This is a genomic window from Clostridioides sp. ES-W-0018-02, from assembly GCF_020658175.1.
Taxonomy (GTDB): Bacteria; Bacillota; Clostridia; order Peptostreptococcales; family Peptostreptococcaceae; genus Clostridioides.
In genome coordinates this window covers 357,331-374,607 of record NZ_JACVVY010000003.1, presented here as the reverse complement: position 1 = coordinate 374,607, position 17,277 = coordinate 357,331, and the positions used below count along the sequence as shown (strand labels likewise).

The 17,277-nt window shown below is 28.1% G+C and carries 13 protein-coding genes and 2 riboswitches; of the genes, 3 read left to right on the top strand and 10 right to left on the bottom strand.

Annotated features, from left to right (window positions below; genetic code table 11):
- Positions 1–275 precede the first annotated feature (275 nt).
- The 5 genes from IC219_RS10405 to bilQ form a co-directional block, all read right to left on the bottom strand.
- A complete protein-coding gene (locus IC219_RS10405; RefSeq protein ID WP_227830855.1) occupies positions 276–1,835 on the bottom strand; it encodes an ABC-F family ATP-binding cassette domain-containing protein in 1,560 nt (519 codons plus the stop codon).
- A 183-nt stretch (positions 1,836–2,018) separates the two neighbouring features.
- Complete coding sequence (locus IC219_RS10400; RefSeq protein ID WP_227434406.1) at positions 2,019–2,291, bottom strand: CD3324 family protein; 273 nt, start codon at positions 2,289–2,291, stop codon at positions 2,019–2,021.
- A gap of 209 nt (positions 2,292–2,500) precedes the next feature.
- A complete protein-coding gene (gene bilS, locus IC219_RS10395) occupies positions 2,501–3,031 on the bottom strand; it encodes a flavodoxin family protein BilS (RefSeq protein ID WP_227482087.1) in 531 nt (176 codons plus the stop codon).
- 77 nt (positions 3,032–3,108) lie between these two features.
- Positions 3,109–4,203: a bilirubin reductase gene (bilR, locus tag IC219_RS10390; RefSeq protein ID WP_227830856.1), complete on the bottom strand. Its 1,095-nt coding sequence runs from the start codon at positions 4,201–4,203 to the stop codon at positions 3,109–3,111.
- 1 nt (position 4,204) lies between these two features.
- Positions 4,205–4,651 carry a bilirubin utilization transcriptional regulator BilQ gene (bilQ, locus tag IC219_RS10385; protein ID WP_227434403.1) on the bottom strand — a complete coding sequence of 149 codons (447 nt, stop codon included), beginning with the start codon at positions 4,649–4,651 and terminating at the stop codon, positions 4,205–4,207.
- Between the two features lie 310 nt (positions 4,652–4,961).
- Here bilQ and IC219_RS10380 point away from each other — a divergent pair, with 310 nt between their 5' ends.
- Positions 4,962–6,152, top strand: a complete 1,191-nt coding sequence (locus IC219_RS10380; protein ID WP_227434402.1) for a pyridoxal phosphate-dependent aminotransferase — start codon at positions 4,962–4,964, stop codon at positions 6,150–6,152.
- Positions 6,153–6,318: 166 nt separating this feature from the next.
- A complete protein-coding gene (locus IC219_RS10375) occupies positions 6,319–7,284 on the top strand; it encodes a DMT family transporter (RefSeq protein WP_227824319.1) in 966 nt (321 codons plus the stop codon).
- Positions 7,285–7,379: 95 nt separating this feature from the next.
- Here the strand turns inward: IC219_RS10375 and IC219_RS10370 are convergent, their stop codons facing one another.
- The 4 genes from IC219_RS10370 to IC219_RS10355 form a co-directional block, all read right to left on the bottom strand.
- Positions 7,380–8,042 (bottom strand): anthrax toxin lethal factor-related metalloendopeptidase, encoded by a 663-nt coding sequence (locus IC219_RS10370; protein ID WP_227434400.1) that lies wholly within the window; start codon positions 8,040–8,042, stop codon positions 7,380–7,382.
- 99 nt (positions 8,043–8,141) lie between these two features.
- Positions 8,142–8,228, bottom strand: a riboswitch (cyclic di-GMP riboswitch).
- Between the two features lie 184 nt (positions 8,229–8,412).
- Entirely contained in the window at positions 8,413–11,313 is a 2,901-nt protein-coding gene (locus IC219_RS10365; protein ID WP_227830857.1) for an SrtB-anchored collagen-binding adhesin, read from the bottom strand.
- A gap of 116 nt (positions 11,314–11,429) precedes the next feature.
- A riboswitch (cyclic di-GMP riboswitch) is annotated at positions 11,430–11,515 on the bottom strand.
- A gap of 120 nt (positions 11,516–11,635) precedes the next feature.
- Positions 11,636–12,814, bottom strand: a complete 1,179-nt coding sequence (locus IC219_RS10360; protein ID WP_227824321.1) for a cation diffusion facilitator family transporter — start codon at positions 12,812–12,814, stop codon at positions 11,636–11,638.
- 233 nt (positions 12,815–13,047) lie between these two features.
- Complete coding sequence (locus IC219_RS10355) at positions 13,048–14,667, bottom strand: hypothetical protein (protein WP_227830858.1); 1,620 nt, start codon at positions 14,665–14,667, stop codon at positions 13,048–13,050.
- A 488-nt stretch (positions 14,668–15,155) separates the two neighbouring features.
- Between IC219_RS10355 and IC219_RS10350 the strand changes: the two genes are divergently transcribed.
- Positions 15,156–15,917, top strand: coding sequence for an EFR1 family ferrodoxin (locus IC219_RS10350; protein ID WP_227830859.1), 762 nt, complete (start codon positions 15,156–15,158; stop codon positions 15,915–15,917).
- A gap of 183 nt (positions 15,918–16,100) precedes the next feature.
- Here the strand turns inward: IC219_RS10350 and IC219_RS10345 are convergent, their stop codons facing one another.
- Positions 16,101–16,853, bottom strand: coding sequence for an EFR1 family ferrodoxin (locus IC219_RS10345; RefSeq protein ID WP_227830860.1), 753 nt, complete (start codon positions 16,851–16,853; stop codon positions 16,101–16,103).
- Between the last annotated feature and the right edge of the window lie 424 nt (positions 16,854–17,277).

Genomic DNA, 17,277 nt, shown 5'->3' with positions numbered 1-17,277 from the left:
CCAATATTCCATTCTCAATAATACCACACTTTGTAATAATCTCCTCCTTGTGTGTATCTAAAACTGCTTGATTATTATATAAGATACAGTATAAACATGGTTTACAGTCAAGTATTTTTATCATTTTTTTGATTCTATTAAAAAAGGCATCGCAAATAAATGCCATGCCTTTCTATTAATTTAGTCTTTTCATATCTTTCTCAGTCCAAAAGTCAAATTAGCCTGTCTTATATTAAAATTGATAAAAGATATAACAAGTCGTATAAGATTTTCTATCATATTAAATAATTAATTGCCCACTTCTCACAATCCCAAATTTTATTAACTATATCATTATAAAACTCTGGCTCATGGCAGACTAAAATTATACTGCCTTCATATGATATTAAAGCTTTTTTTAGTTCTTCCTTTGCTTCAGAATCTAAGTGGTTTGTTGGCTCATCTAGTATTAATATATTACTAGGATTATTTATAAGTTTACATAACCTTACTTTAGCTTGTTCTCCACCACTTAATATAGAAAGCTTGCTTTCTATATGTTGATTAGTTAAACCACATCTTGATAGCATTTTTCTTATTTCATATCTTGTGTATGTTGAAAATTCATACCACACCTCATCAATAAGTTTTTTATCACTTGTTTCTTTAACTTCCTGTTCAAAATATCCAACATTTTGTTCTTCTCCTACTTCAATACTTCCACTTATTGGTTTATTTATTCCAATCAAGCTTTTTAATAAGGTTGATTTTCCTATACCATTTGCACCTATTAAAGCTATCTTTTCTCCTCTTTCCATAATTAAATTTATAGGTTTACTTAATGCTGTTTCATATCCTATAACTAAGTTCTTAGCTTCAAATATCATTTTCCCAGATTTTTTGGATATTTTAAAGTCAAAGTGAGGTCTTACTTTTTCCTTTGATATACTTATTCTTTCTATTTTATCTAATTTTTTCTGTCTTGATTTTGCCATCTTACTGGTTGATGCTCTAACTTTATTTTTTGCAATATATTCTTCTATCTTTGATATTTCTCTAATTTGTTTTTCTTGAGCTATTCTTAAATTTCTCTTGTTTTCTTTATACATCTTTTGAAAATTTTCATAATTACCAATATATCTTGTCAATGTCATATTTTCAAGATGACACACCACATTCACAACACTATTTAAAAACTCCAAATCATGTGATATCAATATGAATTCATTTTCATAATTTTGAAGATATTTTCTTAACCATTCTATATGTTCTTCATCCAAATAGTTTGTAGGTTCATCTAAAAGCAATATATCTGGTTCATCTAATAATAATTTGCCTAATAATACCTTTGTTCTTTGACCTCCACTCAATTCTGAAACATCTCTATCAAGTCCAATATGTCTAAACCCAAGACCTAGGGCAATTGAATCTATCTTTGAATCAATATTGTAAAATTCATTGTTATTTAAAAATTCTTGTATATTTGCAACTTTTTCAAGAGACTTATTTATCTCATGTTCATTCATTTCTCCCATTTTACTGTATATGCTATTCATTTCACTTTCCATATAAAAAAGTTCCTTAAAAGATTCTCTTAAAATATCTTTTATTGTATTACCTTTTTCTAGTTTAGTGTGTTGATCCATATATCCAACTCTTACTTTACTACTCCATTGTATATCACCACTATCTGGAATTAGCTGACCTGTTATTATATTCATAAATGTAGATTTTCCCTCGCCATTTTTTCCAACAAGACCTACATGCTCTCCTCTTAACAATCTAAAAGATATGTCTTTAAATAATGTTCTATCTCCAAACCCATAACTTATATTATTTACATTTAAAATACTCATTGTTCTATTCCTCTTTTTAAAATTTAGAAATTCCTCAATAAAATCATATCATTTAAATAGATTATCCCTCAAGTTCATAAACAAATCTGTACTAATTTTGTACGAAAAAAGAGACTTTGTTAAAAAGTCTCTTCTTAATTTTTTGTTATATAAATCTATCTTTAGAACATTAATATTCTATTTTCAATCACTTTTTTCTTCTCTGATTATTCGTCTTATACTATGCTCCGTTAAATAATAGTCTTTTGTAAGTTCTTTAACAGAAATACCTTTATTGTACTTATCAAGTATTTCCCTATTTCTTTCTTTCAAGATATTTCTTGAACCACTATTTTCGCCCCAAGCTTTTTTATTTTCAGACTTTCGTGGTATATATAAATAACTACCATCTGTATATTCTTGAATTAATTCAAGTATCTCTTCTGGCAATATATTTTGTGCTTTTTCATACTTCATAATACTCTGCTCCCATCTACATTTTTAATTGTAAATAAAAGCAAAGACTGCACAAAAACAATTTAGCCTAAATATTATCTTTATCTATTAGGCTCTAAACAAAGTTTTATTGCAATTGTATTTTGCAGTCTTTGCTTAGAGCCAACTGAAATTATAATATCGTTACTCTCTTTCATATTGCAAACTCCCTTTCTATCTAATTTAAACTATTACATATCACTAACTTTAGCCATTATATCTTTTGTAAATCTAACAGCTTCAGATACATCTTGCTCATCTGGATGACTTTGAGACTCTTCATGACCTTTTAATTGCTCACGAATATGTTCATTTTCAGGATGAAGTTTTAGCATTTCTTCATATTTTACCTTTAAACCTTCTGCAATCTTTCCTTGGCATATAAATGACCCAACTATTTCATTGTCTTTCGAAAAGACATCTTTCACTTTGTCCATAATGTTAATTCCATAGTTACCCTTTGTACTTGCTCCCATTGTTCCAAATAAAGCTAGCTTTTTGTTGTGAATATTTTCAAAGACTAGTTTTGAATTTTTATCACAAATACCCTTATCTACCCAATATCCCAAGAATATTATATCATATTTTTCATAGTCAACATTATTATCAGTTACTTCACTGATATTTTTAATTTCTTTTTCGCCTTGCATTGCATCATATATAGATTGAGCAATTTTTTTAGTATTTCCAGTTAAACTTGAATATAAAATTAAACTTTTCATGATATATCCTCCTATATGTTAAGTATTTATCTAAAATTTCTTAATACCATTAAGTTTTCAATTACTATAAGATTTTATTAATCTAATATACAACCAAATTGAGAATGTGTCTGTAATGCATCTGCACATTTTTTATTGCAGTAGCAACACTTCTTGATATCATCTACTCTTTCCTCTCTTACTTTCTGCAACCAATCACTGTCTGCCAATAGTTGTCTCGACATAGCAACCATATCTACTCTGTTATTTGATATAATACTTTCTATGAAATCTGGACTAGATAGCTTGCCAACACCACAAACTGGAAGGTTTGTGTGTTTTTTAACTTCATCAGCTAAATACAAAAAGCATCCTTCATCTTTAAAATAAGGATGATTATTAACTGGTATGGTGTCTTCTAATTTGGAATGATTTGCTAATGTTACATGAAAACTATTTACTCCAAGTGATTCAAATTTTTTTACAAAATGCTCTACTTCAGAAAATAAAACTCCTGCATTGCCATAATGAGGATTTTCTTGTCTAATTGCAAGTTTATAGTCTATTGGAACATCCTTTATATTATTACGAATACTACTAATTATTTCACTTGCAAATCTACTTCTATTATCATAACTTCCACCATATTCATCAGTTCTACTGTTGTATATACTGGATGAAAAGCTTCCTATAAGTCTATCTCCATGAATTTGAATCATATCAAATCCTGCTTTTTTTGCATTCAATGCTGTTACTCTAAACAACTCTATAATATTTTTTATTTCTTCTTTTGTCATATTTGTTACATAATCCTTTACTCCATCATCCATAATTTTTTTTATTTCGTCATGTGAAGTAATTCCCGATTTTATAGTATCTCTGATTAAATTTATGTCATAATCTGAACAAAATATTTGTGCTGAAACTTTCGCCCCTGAATCATGTATTGCATCTACAATTTTTTTATACTCTCTAATTCCATCTTCATTGGATAAGCTTAAAGCCATTTTATGAAAACTAGGTCTAACTGATACATCTCCTATAGTAATTAAAGCTACTCCTGATTCAGCAATTTTACAAAGCTTGTTAATTCGTTCTTCCAGATTAAGACCCATACTTGTAGGTGCAAAAGATACTCTATTTTTTAATTCTAAGTTTCCAATTTTAATTGACTTTAATAAGTTGCTATACATCCTATTCTTCCTCCACTGTTGCCTTTATATCTTTTACTGTATGTAATTTCTTTACTAATTCTTTGTATTCTTCATCCAAAAACTCTTTTTTTATATTACTATCCCACTTTGAAAATATGTTTTTTATATCTCCCAGTACTTCTTCACCCTTATCTGTTACTCTCAATTGAAAAGCTCTACTATCATTAGGGTTTTGAATCTTTTCTATGTAACCATCTTGTTCTAATCTAGAGATAGTTCTTGTAGTATGAGCTTTATCCACCTCGAATTCCGTCGAAATATCATTCAAAGAACAATTCCTATTCTTATTGATATAAATTAAATAAAAATATAGACCATTCGTAAGCTTATATGGCTTTAGACATTTTTCACAATAAAGTTTAAAGTTCCTTTGTAAATAACAAATAATATACGATAAACTCTCATTCTGTAAATTTTTAAAATCCATTTTTAATTTCCCCTCTATAATTCTAATATAATATATTTGACTATATCAACTATATTATATTAAATACTTGATACAGTCAAGAATATTTTGCCTTATAACTGTATATTTTTATACTACCTTATAAAATTATCATAAAATATAATTCTTCTTTAGTTAGAATTTGTAATTTTTTATATACATCATACATAAATATATTTTATATAAAAGTTTATATTTTCAAGCAAATAATTTTTCGAAAATTGTCTAAATTCAGTAAAAATATGGTAATATATACATAAGCAATATAAATCTATAAAAGGGAGTGTTACATATGATATCTAATAAAATGCAAACTTTAGTTGCAAACAGCTCTGTTATAAGAGCCATGTTTGAAGAGGGAAAAAAACTTTCCGATATCTACGGAGAAGAAAATGTTTTTGATTTTAGTATAGGAAATCCAAGTGTTGAGCCTCCAGAAACTATTAAAGCAGTTATAAGCGATATTTTAAATGAAGAATCTCCAAATCTAGTTCATGGATATATGAACAACTCAGGATATGAAGATGTAAGAGATGCTATTGCCAGCCACATAAATAAAAAAAATGGATTAAACCTTACAAAAGATAACTTAATTATGACTTGTGGGGCTGCTGGTGGTCTAAATATCATTTTAAAAACTCTTTTAAATCCTGACGATGAAGTTATTGCTTTTGCACCATATTTTGGTGAATATAAAAATTATACAGAAAACTATGATGGAAAACTAATCGAAGTCCCTACAAACATAGAAACTTTTGAACCAGATTTATATGCTCTAAAAAATGCTATTACTCCAAAGACAAGAGCTCTAATAATAAACACTCCAAACAATCCTACTGGTGTTATTTATTCTGAAGAATTGCTAAAAAACCTTGGAGAATTACTAGATACAAAACAAAAAGAATTTAATACAAATATATATTTAATTTCTGATGAACCATATAGAGAAATAATTTATGATGATGCTAAAGTTCCTTGTATATTAAAATACTATAAAAATTCATTTATAGGATACTCTTATAGTAAATCATTGTCTCTACCTGGTGAACGTATAGGATATATTGTGGCTAATGGAGAAATGGATGATTTTGATGATGTTATGTCTTCATTAAATGTTGCAAATAGAATACTTGGATTTGTAAATGCTCCTTCTCTTTTCCAAAGAGTTATTGCAAGAAGCTTAGATGCAGAAGTTGATGTAAATATTTACAAAAAGAACTTTGACCTTTTATATAATAGCTTAATAGAAATGGGATTTTCTTGTGTTAAACCTAGTGGTACATTCTATTTATTCCCAAAAGCTCCAATTGAAGATGATAAAAAATTCTGTGCTGATGCTAAACAATTTAATTTACTATTGGTTCCAGGTTCTTCTTTTGGTTGCCCAGGACACTTTAGAGTATCATACTGTGTATCTTACGATAAAGTTAAGAGTTCTCTACCAGCATTTGAAAAATTATCTAAATTGTACAATTTAAAATAATTAAATAAATATAATTACAAATAATTAGCTACCTTAGTGTAGAATTTTATATTCTATATTAAGGTAGCTTATAATTTTATAGCTTATATTTATATACCATTTTATACCAATGTACTTGAATATTGTAGCTTATAGTACTAGTATAAATTACAAGGAGGTGTTTGATTTGAAAAAAGGTTATGTTTATATAATACTAACTACCCTATTTTTTAGTTCAATGGAAATTAGTCTAAAGACAGTTACTAATGACTTTAATCCCATACAAATAACCTTATCAAGATTTTTTGTTGGTGGCTTAGTCTTATTACCTTTTGCTATAAAAAGATTAAAATCCCTTAGTCTTTCTATTACAAAATCAGATTTAAAATACTTTGCTTTTTTAGGTTTTATGTGTGTTGTAGTAAGTATGTCATTGTACCAGTTAGCTGTACTAAACACAAAAGCATCTGTAGTTGCTGTCTTATTTAGTTGTAATCCAGTATTTGTTATGCTTCTAGCTTATTTGATTCTAAAGGAAAAAATCTATAGGCACAATATAATTTCACTTATATTAGAAGTCCTTGGAATTATAGTTATTATAAATCCACTGCACACAAAATTAACTTTTAGTGGTATATTCTTAACACTATCTTCTGCCATTATTTTTTCAATGTACACTGTTTTTGGTAAAAGAAAAACGTTAAAATTTGGTGGAATAGTTGTGACTTGTTTCAGCTTTATATTTGGTAGTTTAGAAATGCTTGTATTGGTTCTACTTACTAAGATTAATTTTATATCAAATATATTAAATAAAAAAGGACTACATGTATTTGCAAATATACCTATTTTTAGTGGTTATACCTTACACAACATACCTACTATGATTTACGTATTTGTATTTGTTACAGGTGTTGGTTATGCACTTTATTTTATGGCAATGGAAGCTACATCTACTAGCCTTACATCTTTAGTATTTTTCTTTAAGCCAGTAATATCTCCAATACTGGCATTACTAATTCTTAAAGAATTTATTCCTATTAATATGATTATAGGAATTCTATTGATAGTAATTGGTTCAATAGTTTCTATTATACCTACAATAATAACTCAATCTCATAATAAACATATTGAGTCATTATATAAAAGTCAGTAATAAATATATACATAAGATTAAATTAATTAGTTTTTCACGCAATATAAAAGAGATGCTAGCATACTAGCATCTCTTAATTTTTTTATATAAATTTTCTATTTTGCTAAGTTTTGTAAAAAGCTATAAGTTTGTGGACAAGCTGCTTTTAATTTACTATTTGTGTCTTGATTTAAGTAGTAATATGCAAATGCCTCAGCAAAGAATTCTTCTGGATATACACCTAAATAATTTACATTTCCTAAAGAACGCCCTTCTTTAGCAAATATTTGTTTAAATTGTGCTGATTTAGAAATATCATTTAATGCAAGATGGTCTACTGCGTGTGCTGTTTCATGTAATTCTAAGTTTATTGCATCATGACCTTTACCTTTGTTACTAAATCCTATTCTAAGAGCTACTGTACTTCCACCTAAACCAGGAACATCATCCCAAGTTTTACCAGTATTTTCCCATCCCTTAGGAACTACACCTTTTAAATAAGCATATTCTTTTTCATCTGTTAATTTTCCACTTAATAATTTTATTTTTAAGTTATCTTGTTTTAATACATTTAAATATTTTCCATCTATATTAGCAAGTCTATTTATCATAGCATTAGCTTCTTTTTTATCGTAATTTCCATTTGGAAGAACCACTATTTCACTAAGTGTTTCTTTATTGTTTTTTAAAGTTGCACTATCTGCATGTGCACTTACTGGAACTGAACTTATTAAAAATATTGATATTATAGCGATTAATAATTTTTTACTTGGTTTCATATTATTCCCTCCTTTGAGTTAGGCCGGGAGTAATAAATTTCAAAATAAAAAAGATACCCAAGAGTATCTTTGTATATACAAAAAGAAATTTTTACTCTTTTCGGCAACTGGCTGGCGTAGTTTATTTAAACTTTAGCCCCTATAGCTTTGCGTGACTAGGTTTCCCTAGTTTTGCCTCGTTTAATTTTATATTTATATTATATCTTATATCTGTCTCTTTGTCTATAGTTTTTTGGATTTTTCTTCTAAAAAACGATTGTTTTTTTACATAATACTCCAAAAAAAAATATCTTCTAACAATATTCTCACTTGAAAATATTGTTTTAGAAGATATTTTTTAATATTACTTATATTTTTATAATGTTAGGGTCTAATTGATGTTTTTCTTTCTTCTCAATATAATAAGTCCTACAATAGCTCCTAATCCTAAAAGTATTTCTACAGTAATTGTAGTACTATCACCTGTCTTTGGTGGCACTGGTGGATTTACTACAGTATTATCTTTTACTGTATTATTCTTTTCCTGTGGCACTGGTGGGTTTACTACTTCTGGTATTGGAACAATTTGTTTAACAGGCTTTTCTATTACATCTTCTGATGGTGGTATTGGTGGATTTACTACCTCTGGTATAGGAGGATTTACCACGTTTTCTGATTGTGGTATTGGTGGATTTATTGTTGCTTCCTCTGTATCAGATGGTCTTGATGGTTTACTTGGCTTATCTGTACTTGGTGGCACTGGTGGATTCACTGTTGGTTCATCTGTACCTGGTGGTACTGATGGATTTACTGGAATATTTTCTTGTTTTACATTTTCTATATTCCCAATATCAACAATTTTACCAATATTTTTTCTATCAATTTCCACCTTTATTTTACCCTTTAATTTTTCATATCCACTTGGAGCCATTGTCTCCACTAAATAATATGTTCCTGGATTTTTGACACTAGATTCAATTATACCATCTTCATTACTAACTAAATCCTTAACTACTACTATTCCAAAGGTATTTTCCAAATTAAATTTTGCACCTTCAAGAGCACTTTTATCTGAACTGTCTACCTTCTTAGCTTCAAAAGCATATCCTTGTTTAGTAGTTTCTACACCAGGAGGACTTGAACCATTAATCTGAGCTACATTTTGTATAGTCTCCCCTACTTTTACATCTGTAAAATCTGCATCAAATGTAACCCAACCTTGTACAGGTTCACCTTCTTTTATTTGCTTAAATTCATATTTATTTACTAATCTTATAGTATTTTTTCCATCTTCAGCTTCTTTTTTAAGTTCAAGATTATCAGAGTATTTTATATTAGATATTTTTAATTTTGGATTTACTTCATCTAAAATATTTACTTGCCCTGCATCATAAACACCATAAGTTGACATGTTTATTTTATACTTAACTATTTGGTTATCATTTCCATCTAATACCTTTTTATCAACCTCTTTTTTGGCACTTATTAATCCAGAGTTCTTCTTAAAACTTATCTCATCTCTTTTATCTACTTGACTATTATTCGCATCAAGAACAGCTCTATTTGTATAACTATCTTCAATACTAATAACTTTTAATGTATATGCTATAAAGAACTTTGATTCTACTTCTTCCTCACTAAGATTAATTGTAAATCCAGTTATAACTTTTTCTACTTGCCCACTTTCATTTCTTTTTTCTTCTGTTTTATATGAAATATTATTTGCAATTTTTTCTTTACTCCAAGGAGTCCAGCCACCATTCATTGGAACTTCTACAACTCTAAAATCATGCCCAGCTTCTCCAGCAGTAGTTAATCTCATACCTTCTGGTATATTATCTGTTATAACCACATTACTTACTGGTGATTTATCATCATTTATTGAAATCTGATAGTTGATTACTTGACCTACTTGAGTAATATTTGTTGCTCCTGAATGCCCCTTAGTCAAAAGATAATCATTTCCTCTATCAAATATACTTACAATAGCATCATCTTCTTGAACTTTATTACCTGCAGATTCTAATCTAGCTATATTCTTATATTTGTTACCATGTTTTGCATTTTCATCACTAATTCTAGCCTTATACTTAACAGTATACGCTTTATCTATATCTCCAAAAGTAACTGAAATAGAATTTTCACCTTGTTCAATATTAAAATCACTTACTTCTTTTCCATTGCTTGCTACTATACTTACAGAATCTTTTATTAATGTCATTCCTTCAGGGAGTTCGTCATATAAAGTAATATCTTTTAATTCTTCTTCTTTTTCATTTACTTGTATAGTATAATTTACATCTTTATTTTTAACTGGCATAAATACAGTAGTTGACTCTCTTCCTTCAACAAGCTTCTTAAGTGTTCCTTTAGCTTCTTCAATGTCTTCTTTATCGCCAGGTTTTATTTCTATATCCACATCTCCATTTCCACTTTCTATCTTTCCAGTAGTTTCAATATGAATTTTGGCACTTGTTTCTTCATTAACTTTATTCACATATGCTTCTAATCCAATTTTTCCTTGCATTACACTTTGACCATTAGGTAATTCTCTAAATGTAAGCGTATACTCTCCATTACTCTCTGTTTTATCAAAACATTCACTTGTATAATCTAAATTAACTTTATTAAATACATCTGGAACCTTAAAAGTTATTGAGTCACCTGCTTTTATCCCTTTTGATGTTGGAGTATAAGTTAAATTAAATGTAATTTTTTTCATTGACTCTGTTTCTATTGCATCATTATTAATTTTTACGATAAATCCGTGGTCTTCATTATCTTCATTAAGTTCTTCTTCTAAAGTCTTAAGTAAATTTTCATCCTCTATCGAAGTTTGTTCTGGTTTCTTGTTTTCTTCTGGTTTCTCTCCTTCTGGAGTTTGCTCTGGCTTCTTATTTTCTTCTTGCTTATCTCCTTCTGGAGTCTGTTCTGGCTTCTTATTTTCCTCTTGTTTATCCCCTTCTGGCGTTTGCTCTGGCTTCTTATTTTCTTCTTGCTTATCTCCTTCTGGCGTTTGCTCTGGCTTCTTATTTTCTTCTTGTTTATCCCCTTCTGGAGTCTGTTCTGGTTTCTTATTTTCTTCTTGCTTATCTCCCTCTGGAGTCTGTTCTGGTTTCTTATTTTCTTCTTGTTTTCCATCTCCAGTTGGTAAATTATTTGAATTGCTTTGTATAGACCCACTGCCTTCTAATTCTGATGCATAAGATACAGATGGATATATTGTAGTAACTATCATACTTAAAATCATAATTAAACTGATTAATAATGCCTTTTTATTTCCTTTCTTCATATAGATTGCTCCCCTCTAATCTATTTACACTCTTGTAAAATTCCATAAATACCCAATATAATTTAACTTTTTTTATCAAAAAACTATACAAAAAAAGCTATGAAATAAATAAAATTTATATTCATAGCCGGTTGCACCATTGACTCTGTATACCCATAAGGTGCCCAGTAATAGGATATACTTCAACGTCTCTATAATTTTTTTATAAAAATAATTAAAAATTATTATATTCAAATTAAATACAGTTATATATCCATTATATTATGTCTATGTTTTATTGTCTATATTTTTTACATTTTTTTCCTTTATTTTTTTATCATCATTAAATAAAATCCTTGTCTACAACAATTACACAATTATAATCAGGATTCATCTCCTTAACTAGTTTTGTTATATCTGCTTTTAGATCTTCTTCTGACATACCTTTAGAAAATTCAGAAGGATTAACTACTATATCAAAGACTAAATTCTTCTTACTTCCTTTTCCAACTATCCTAAAATCATGCATAGATTTTATAAGGCTGTTTTTCTTAAGTATTTCTTCAAGTTCTCTTTTTGATGATATAACCTCTTCATCATCAAGGCATATAGGGTCCATATGAATTACCAAATATATATCCAACTTTTCAGATATTTCTCTCTCAGCAGTATCTATAATTTCATGAATTTCCATTATATCTATATTCGCTGGAATTTCTGCATGTATAGATGCAATGCATCTTCCAACTCCATAATTATGGATTATTAAATCATGTGTACCTATTATATGTTCATAAGATAATAATAATTCTAAAATAGATTTGACCATTTCTTCATCTGGAGCTTCCCCAAGAAGAGGATTTATAGTATCTTTTACAAGAGAAAATCCTGCATAAAGTATTACTAATGATACTACAATACCTACATATCCATCTATAGGTAAATCAGTAAATCTAGCCAAAATAAAAGATATAACTACACAACTTGATGTAAATACATCTCCCAAAGCATCCAATGACACTGCTTTTAATGCTGATGAATTAATTTTATTTCCCATAAATTTATTAAAGCGACTCAACCATATTTTAACCATTATAGATGCAATTAAAAGTATCAGTGGTACTAATTCAAACTTTATAGGAACTGGATTTGTTATTCTTTCTATAGACGATTTCACAAATTGAAGTCCAACCAACATAACCATAAAAGCTACTATTAATGCTGATAGATATTCTATTCTACCATGCCCAAAAGGATGTTCTTTGTCAGCTGGTTTACTTGCTAGTTTAAACCCTATCATAGTTATTGCTGAAGATGCCATATCAGAAAGATTATTAAACGCATCAGCCATTATAGCTATACTTGATGTAAGTACACCTATAGAAACCTTTACTATAAATAAAACTAAATTAGATATTATGCCTACTATTCCTGCTACATAACCATACTTATTTCTAACAACTTTATCTTGAACATTCTCACTATCTTTGATAAATGTTTTGACTAGGATTTTTGAGAACATGAAACTTACCTCCCTGTCTTTTATTTTATTAATAAACTCGAAACTTGATATCTTTACTCATGATAACACAATTTAGATATAAAATTCTTTAAACTTGTTCTATATCAGTAAAATATTCTTAATTTTCTTTTCTTATAGTTAATATGAAGTAGTTTTATATCTCTGACTAAAATTAATAATGTCTAATAAAATTGGTTCTAGATACTTTATACTTTTATCTAGAACCACTTTTATTATTTTATACCAACTATTTTATTTAACATAATTGAACCAGTTTCTGGACTTTCAAATTCAATTGTAACATTCTTTATATTAGATAAATTTATATTTCTAAATTTTTCAAGTGGTATTACTGTATCACTTATTGGAGTATATCTTGACCAGAATTCCATAAACTTCCCTTCTACATATTCATCTTTTATAACTTCTCCTTCAAAATACTTCATAGCAGATACTTTATCATTTTCTACAATGATACTGCTTTCTTTTCCCTTAGAATCAACTAAGCTAAGTTTGAAAGAAACTACATTATCTTTATTATTTAATTTACTAGGAGAGTTTAATGCCCATCTAAACTTTAGTGCAGAATAAGCTCCTAAGTTATTATTATTTAAAGGTAGTTCTATTTTTCCACTTTCAGATTTCCAATCAACTTGTAACAAGTCTAAATCTTCATTCACTCCAGTATTGATAAATATTTTTGCAGTATCTTTATTCAATCTCTCTGATTCAACCAATTCTTTTATATCAACATTACTTGAACTTATATTTTTAAATGTCTTTTTATTGAATAATTCTACAGATTCACTATATTTAACTTTATTTAAAGTCTGATATCCATACATTTTATAAGGCAATCCTTTTTTATTGAAGATAGGTGATTCACTACTATCAAACTCAAAAATAGATTTCATATAGTCAACTGCATAATTAGAGAAAAAATCTCTATGTTCTTCTTGTCCTAATTTCTCAGGATAAGTTCCATTAGTAGTCTGTGGCTTAGAAAACTCTTTTTCTCCTAAAACTGAGTTGTATGCATTATGATTTCCTCCCACTAGATAAGTTAGACCCAATGGGCTTTTTCTATTTTTATCTAAAGATATATCATAAAAAATATCATCTCCACTATGAACAACATCTCCATCATACTCTGAAACTATTATTGCTGTTGGTATATCAGTAAACTTTTCTATCGGACTATTATACGCTGGTGTAAGTGATATAATTCCTTTTATCCCTTTGAATCCTTTTTGTATTTGGTCTTCTGCTATTTTAATTACCCCTGAACCTGCTACAGAATGTCCTATAAGACCAATTCTATTTAAATCAACTTTATCTTTGAGGTATAACCCAAATCCATTTTTCTTACCTTCGTTTATGTCTTTAAAAGTTTGTATATATGTTTGAGCTAAATAAGTTATTCTTTCATTTTCCACTGGTTCTCCATACTTAAAAGTATAATTTACTGAGGTATCAATAGATACTCCTATTATACCATTTTTTGCCAAAGCCTCAGTAAGATATTTAAATCCATCTTCAAAATCATTTTCTCCATCTCCATGTTGTCCATGAAAGATTAATACTACAGGTGCTTTTTCTTTTATATTTTCAGGTACTGATATTATTCCTTCCATATTAAATGGTATAGATTTACCTCTTATAACCATTTCTGATGTTCCTAAATTAAATTTATTAGTTTCAACCTTATTATTGCTATTTTTTGTTGAATTTATTTCATATGATATTTTTTCATTTGATACTGTATCCGAATTAGATTTATTTGTGCAACCCACAAGAAGAGCACTTATAACTATTATAGATAAAATTATACTGACCCACCTTTTAAACTTCATAAATATTTTCCTTTCTATATATCCCTTTAGATAAAATTTTTAAATTTTTATCAATTGCATTTATTCCTTAACATTCACTTATTAAGCTTTCTACTATTATAACCTATAGTCACTTCCTACTCATATAAATATAAATATAAAATAATATCACAAACAAATTCTCTATTATATTTTTCATAATACTAGTTATTTATATGCATCTTAATTGACAACTTTTATTTATTAAGTAGCATAGAAATATCTTATTTATAATCAAACCAACATATTTATAACAGATTTTTTATATTAATTTATATCTAAGTAAAATAAAAAATTCTTTATTAACAACATTTTTAAATCAATAAAAAATGCTCTATTTTCTACATATCAAAATTAATTCACATAACTTTTGCTCAAATATCTATTCAAAACATAAAAAAATGACTTTTAAATATACTCATGGTAGAATAAAACAAATAAGTCAATAAATTAAGATTTGGAGAAAAATTATGCTAGGAATATATTTCAGTGGAACAGGCAATTCAAAATATTGTATAGAAAAGTTTTTGCAGGAATATGATATGACATCAAAAGCATTTTCTATTGAAGATAAGCAATTGTTACATCAAATTAGTCAGCATAAAGATATTGTATTTAGCTATCCTACACAATACAGCAACATACCTAAAATATTAAAGGACTTTATAATCAATCATCAAAATTTATGGAAAGACAAGCGAGTTTTTATTATTACAACAATGGGGTTATTCATTGGAGATGGAGCAGGTATCTTAGCTCGTTTGCTTAAAAAATATGGTGCAGTCACTATTGGAGGTTTACATTTAAAAATGCCTGATAGCATTGCTGATGAAAAGGCATTAAAAAAGACTTTAGAAAGCAACAAGAAACTCATAACAAATGCAGAGCAAAAAATAAAGCATGCTGTAAGAAAAATACAAGATGGAACTCCACCACAAGATGGAATCGGAATTTTTCATCATATAGCAGGTTTATTTGGACAAAGGTTATATTTTATTAATAAAACAAAATACTATTCAGACAAATTAAAAATAAGTGCTGATAAATGTATTGGCTGTGGAAAATGTGCAAGCCTATGTTGCTTGAAAAATATTGTTGTGAAAAATGGTGTTGCTATACCAGGAAATCAATGTACTATGTGTTATCGCTGTGTTAATAATTGCCCAAAACAGGCAATTACCTTATTAGGTAAACGTGTAATTGAACAAAGTAAAATTGAAAAATATCTATAATACAAGTTTCATTATAATTTAATTATGATGACTAATTAATTTAATTGATTAAAAAAAGACAGCTGACTATTTATCAACTGTCTTTTAAATTAATACTCCATTAAATAAAATCTATGTTATATAATGATTGCTTTTAAAGCACCCTCATCAAAATACATCAGGATTAATTTAAGTCATTTATTTTTAGATTTCCTTTGGGCAAATATAACGTGCCATCCCCTTGCTATGTTCGCCATATTCAATAGCTTTTTTTGGACATCGACATATACAAGCCATGCAATGAGTGCAATGATTTCCCCAGTTTGGCTTTCCATCATTAAGGTGTATATTTCCAAGTGGACATACATTTTCACATTTCTTACAAGAAACACAAGCATCTGTCACATAAAATTTTTTAGAATGAACAAATACTGGATAAAATATATTATTGACCAATCCACTACTGAATTTAGCCTTAAATGTTGCTTTCGATTCTGGGAATGCTATATCAGTTCTAATACATTGTATTGTAGATGATATTTTCTGCTCAGCTTGTTCAATCGTTACTAGAGCTTCTTCTTTACTTGGTGTACTAAAAAGCGCAATATAGTTTTCTGGCATGACTACAGAAGCACATCCTCTGTAATTCATCCCTTTTGCTTTACACAATTTCTTCAAGTATGTGCCTGAATTGCCAATATCAGCCCCACAGGTCATTACAAAATAAATATTCTTATTTCCACTAAGTTCTGTTTTCATCAACCATTCATGCACAATACGTGGAATACGCCATGCATAAGTTGGTACAACGATAACCCATGGTCTTTCAGATGCTAAATGAGAATAATCCCTAGTTCGAATTTTTTCAAATATATTCAATACTTCATTCTGAAGCTCTTTACCCATTCTTTTTGCTACATATTCACTATTACCAGTCCCAGAAAAATATACAATCATAATTTTAGCAACTCCTTTATAAAATTCCTATTTTTAAACCCATACATATTTTTAACTTACTTAAATACTCAGATATACTTTTTATTTGTATTTTTACTCTTTTAGTTCTCCTCAATATGTTTCGTTAATGTTCTTTAACCATTATATCAGACAAAATAAATATTGCGACATTGGTAAAGAAACTCTTTACCATTAAAAGATTATATATCATTATTTCATATCAAATACTTTTAAAATTATGTTGTTTATCAGTTTATATCTTCAAGACTCTTTACATCATATCAGGACTCATTTAATGGCAGTAAATTAGTAGCAATAATAATCTTTAAATCTCACGAATATTTTGCTAAATACCATATTTTAATGGTCAATCATCTTTTTAAGTATAATAATGTACCATACAAAAAAGTGATAAATAGTATTT

Excerpts from the sequence above, each read along its gene's own strand:
- IC219_RS10405 (WP_227830855.1), bottom strand. The coding sequence starts at position 1,835 with ATGAGTATTTTAAATGTAAATAATATAAGTTATGGGTTTGGAGATAGA.
- IC219_RS10400 (WP_227434406.1), bottom strand. The coding sequence starts at position 2,291 with ATGAAGTATGAAAAAGCACAAAATATATTGCCAGAAGAGATACTTGAA.
- bilS (WP_227482087.1), bottom strand. The coding sequence starts at position 3,031 with ATGAAAAGTTTAATTTTATATTCAAGTTTAACTGGAAATACTAAAAAA.
- bilR (WP_227830856.1), bottom strand. The coding sequence starts at position 4,203 with ATGTATAGCAACTTATTAAAGTCAATTAAAATTGGAAACTTAGAATTA.
- bilQ (WP_227434403.1), bottom strand. The coding sequence starts at position 4,651 with ATGGATTTTAAAAATTTACAGAATGAGAGTTTATCGTATATTATTTGT.
- IC219_RS10380 (WP_227434402.1), top strand. The coding sequence starts at position 4,962 with ATGATATCTAATAAAATGCAAACTTTAGTTGCAAACAGCTCTGTTATA.
- IC219_RS10370 (WP_227434400.1), bottom strand. The coding sequence starts at position 8,042 with ATGAAACCAAGTAAAAAATTATTAATCGCTATAATATCAATATTTTTA.
- IC219_RS10365 (WP_227830857.1), bottom strand. The coding sequence starts at position 11,313 with ATGAAGAAAGGAAATAAAAAGGCATTATTAATCAGTTTAATTATGATT.
- IC219_RS10360 (WP_227824321.1), bottom strand. The coding sequence starts at position 12,814 with ATGTTCTCAAAAATCCTAGTCAAAACATTTATCAAAGATAGTGAGAAT.
- IC219_RS10355 (WP_227830858.1), bottom strand. The coding sequence starts at position 14,667 with ATGAAGTTTAAAAGGTGGGTCAGTATAATTTTATCTATAATAGTTATA.
- IC219_RS10350 (WP_227830859.1), top strand. The coding sequence starts at position 15,156 with ATGCTAGGAATATATTTCAGTGGAACAGGCAATTCAAAATATTGTATA.
- IC219_RS10345 (WP_227830860.1), bottom strand. The coding sequence starts at position 16,853 with ATGATTGTATATTTTTCTGGGACTGGTAATAGTGAATATGTAGCAAAA.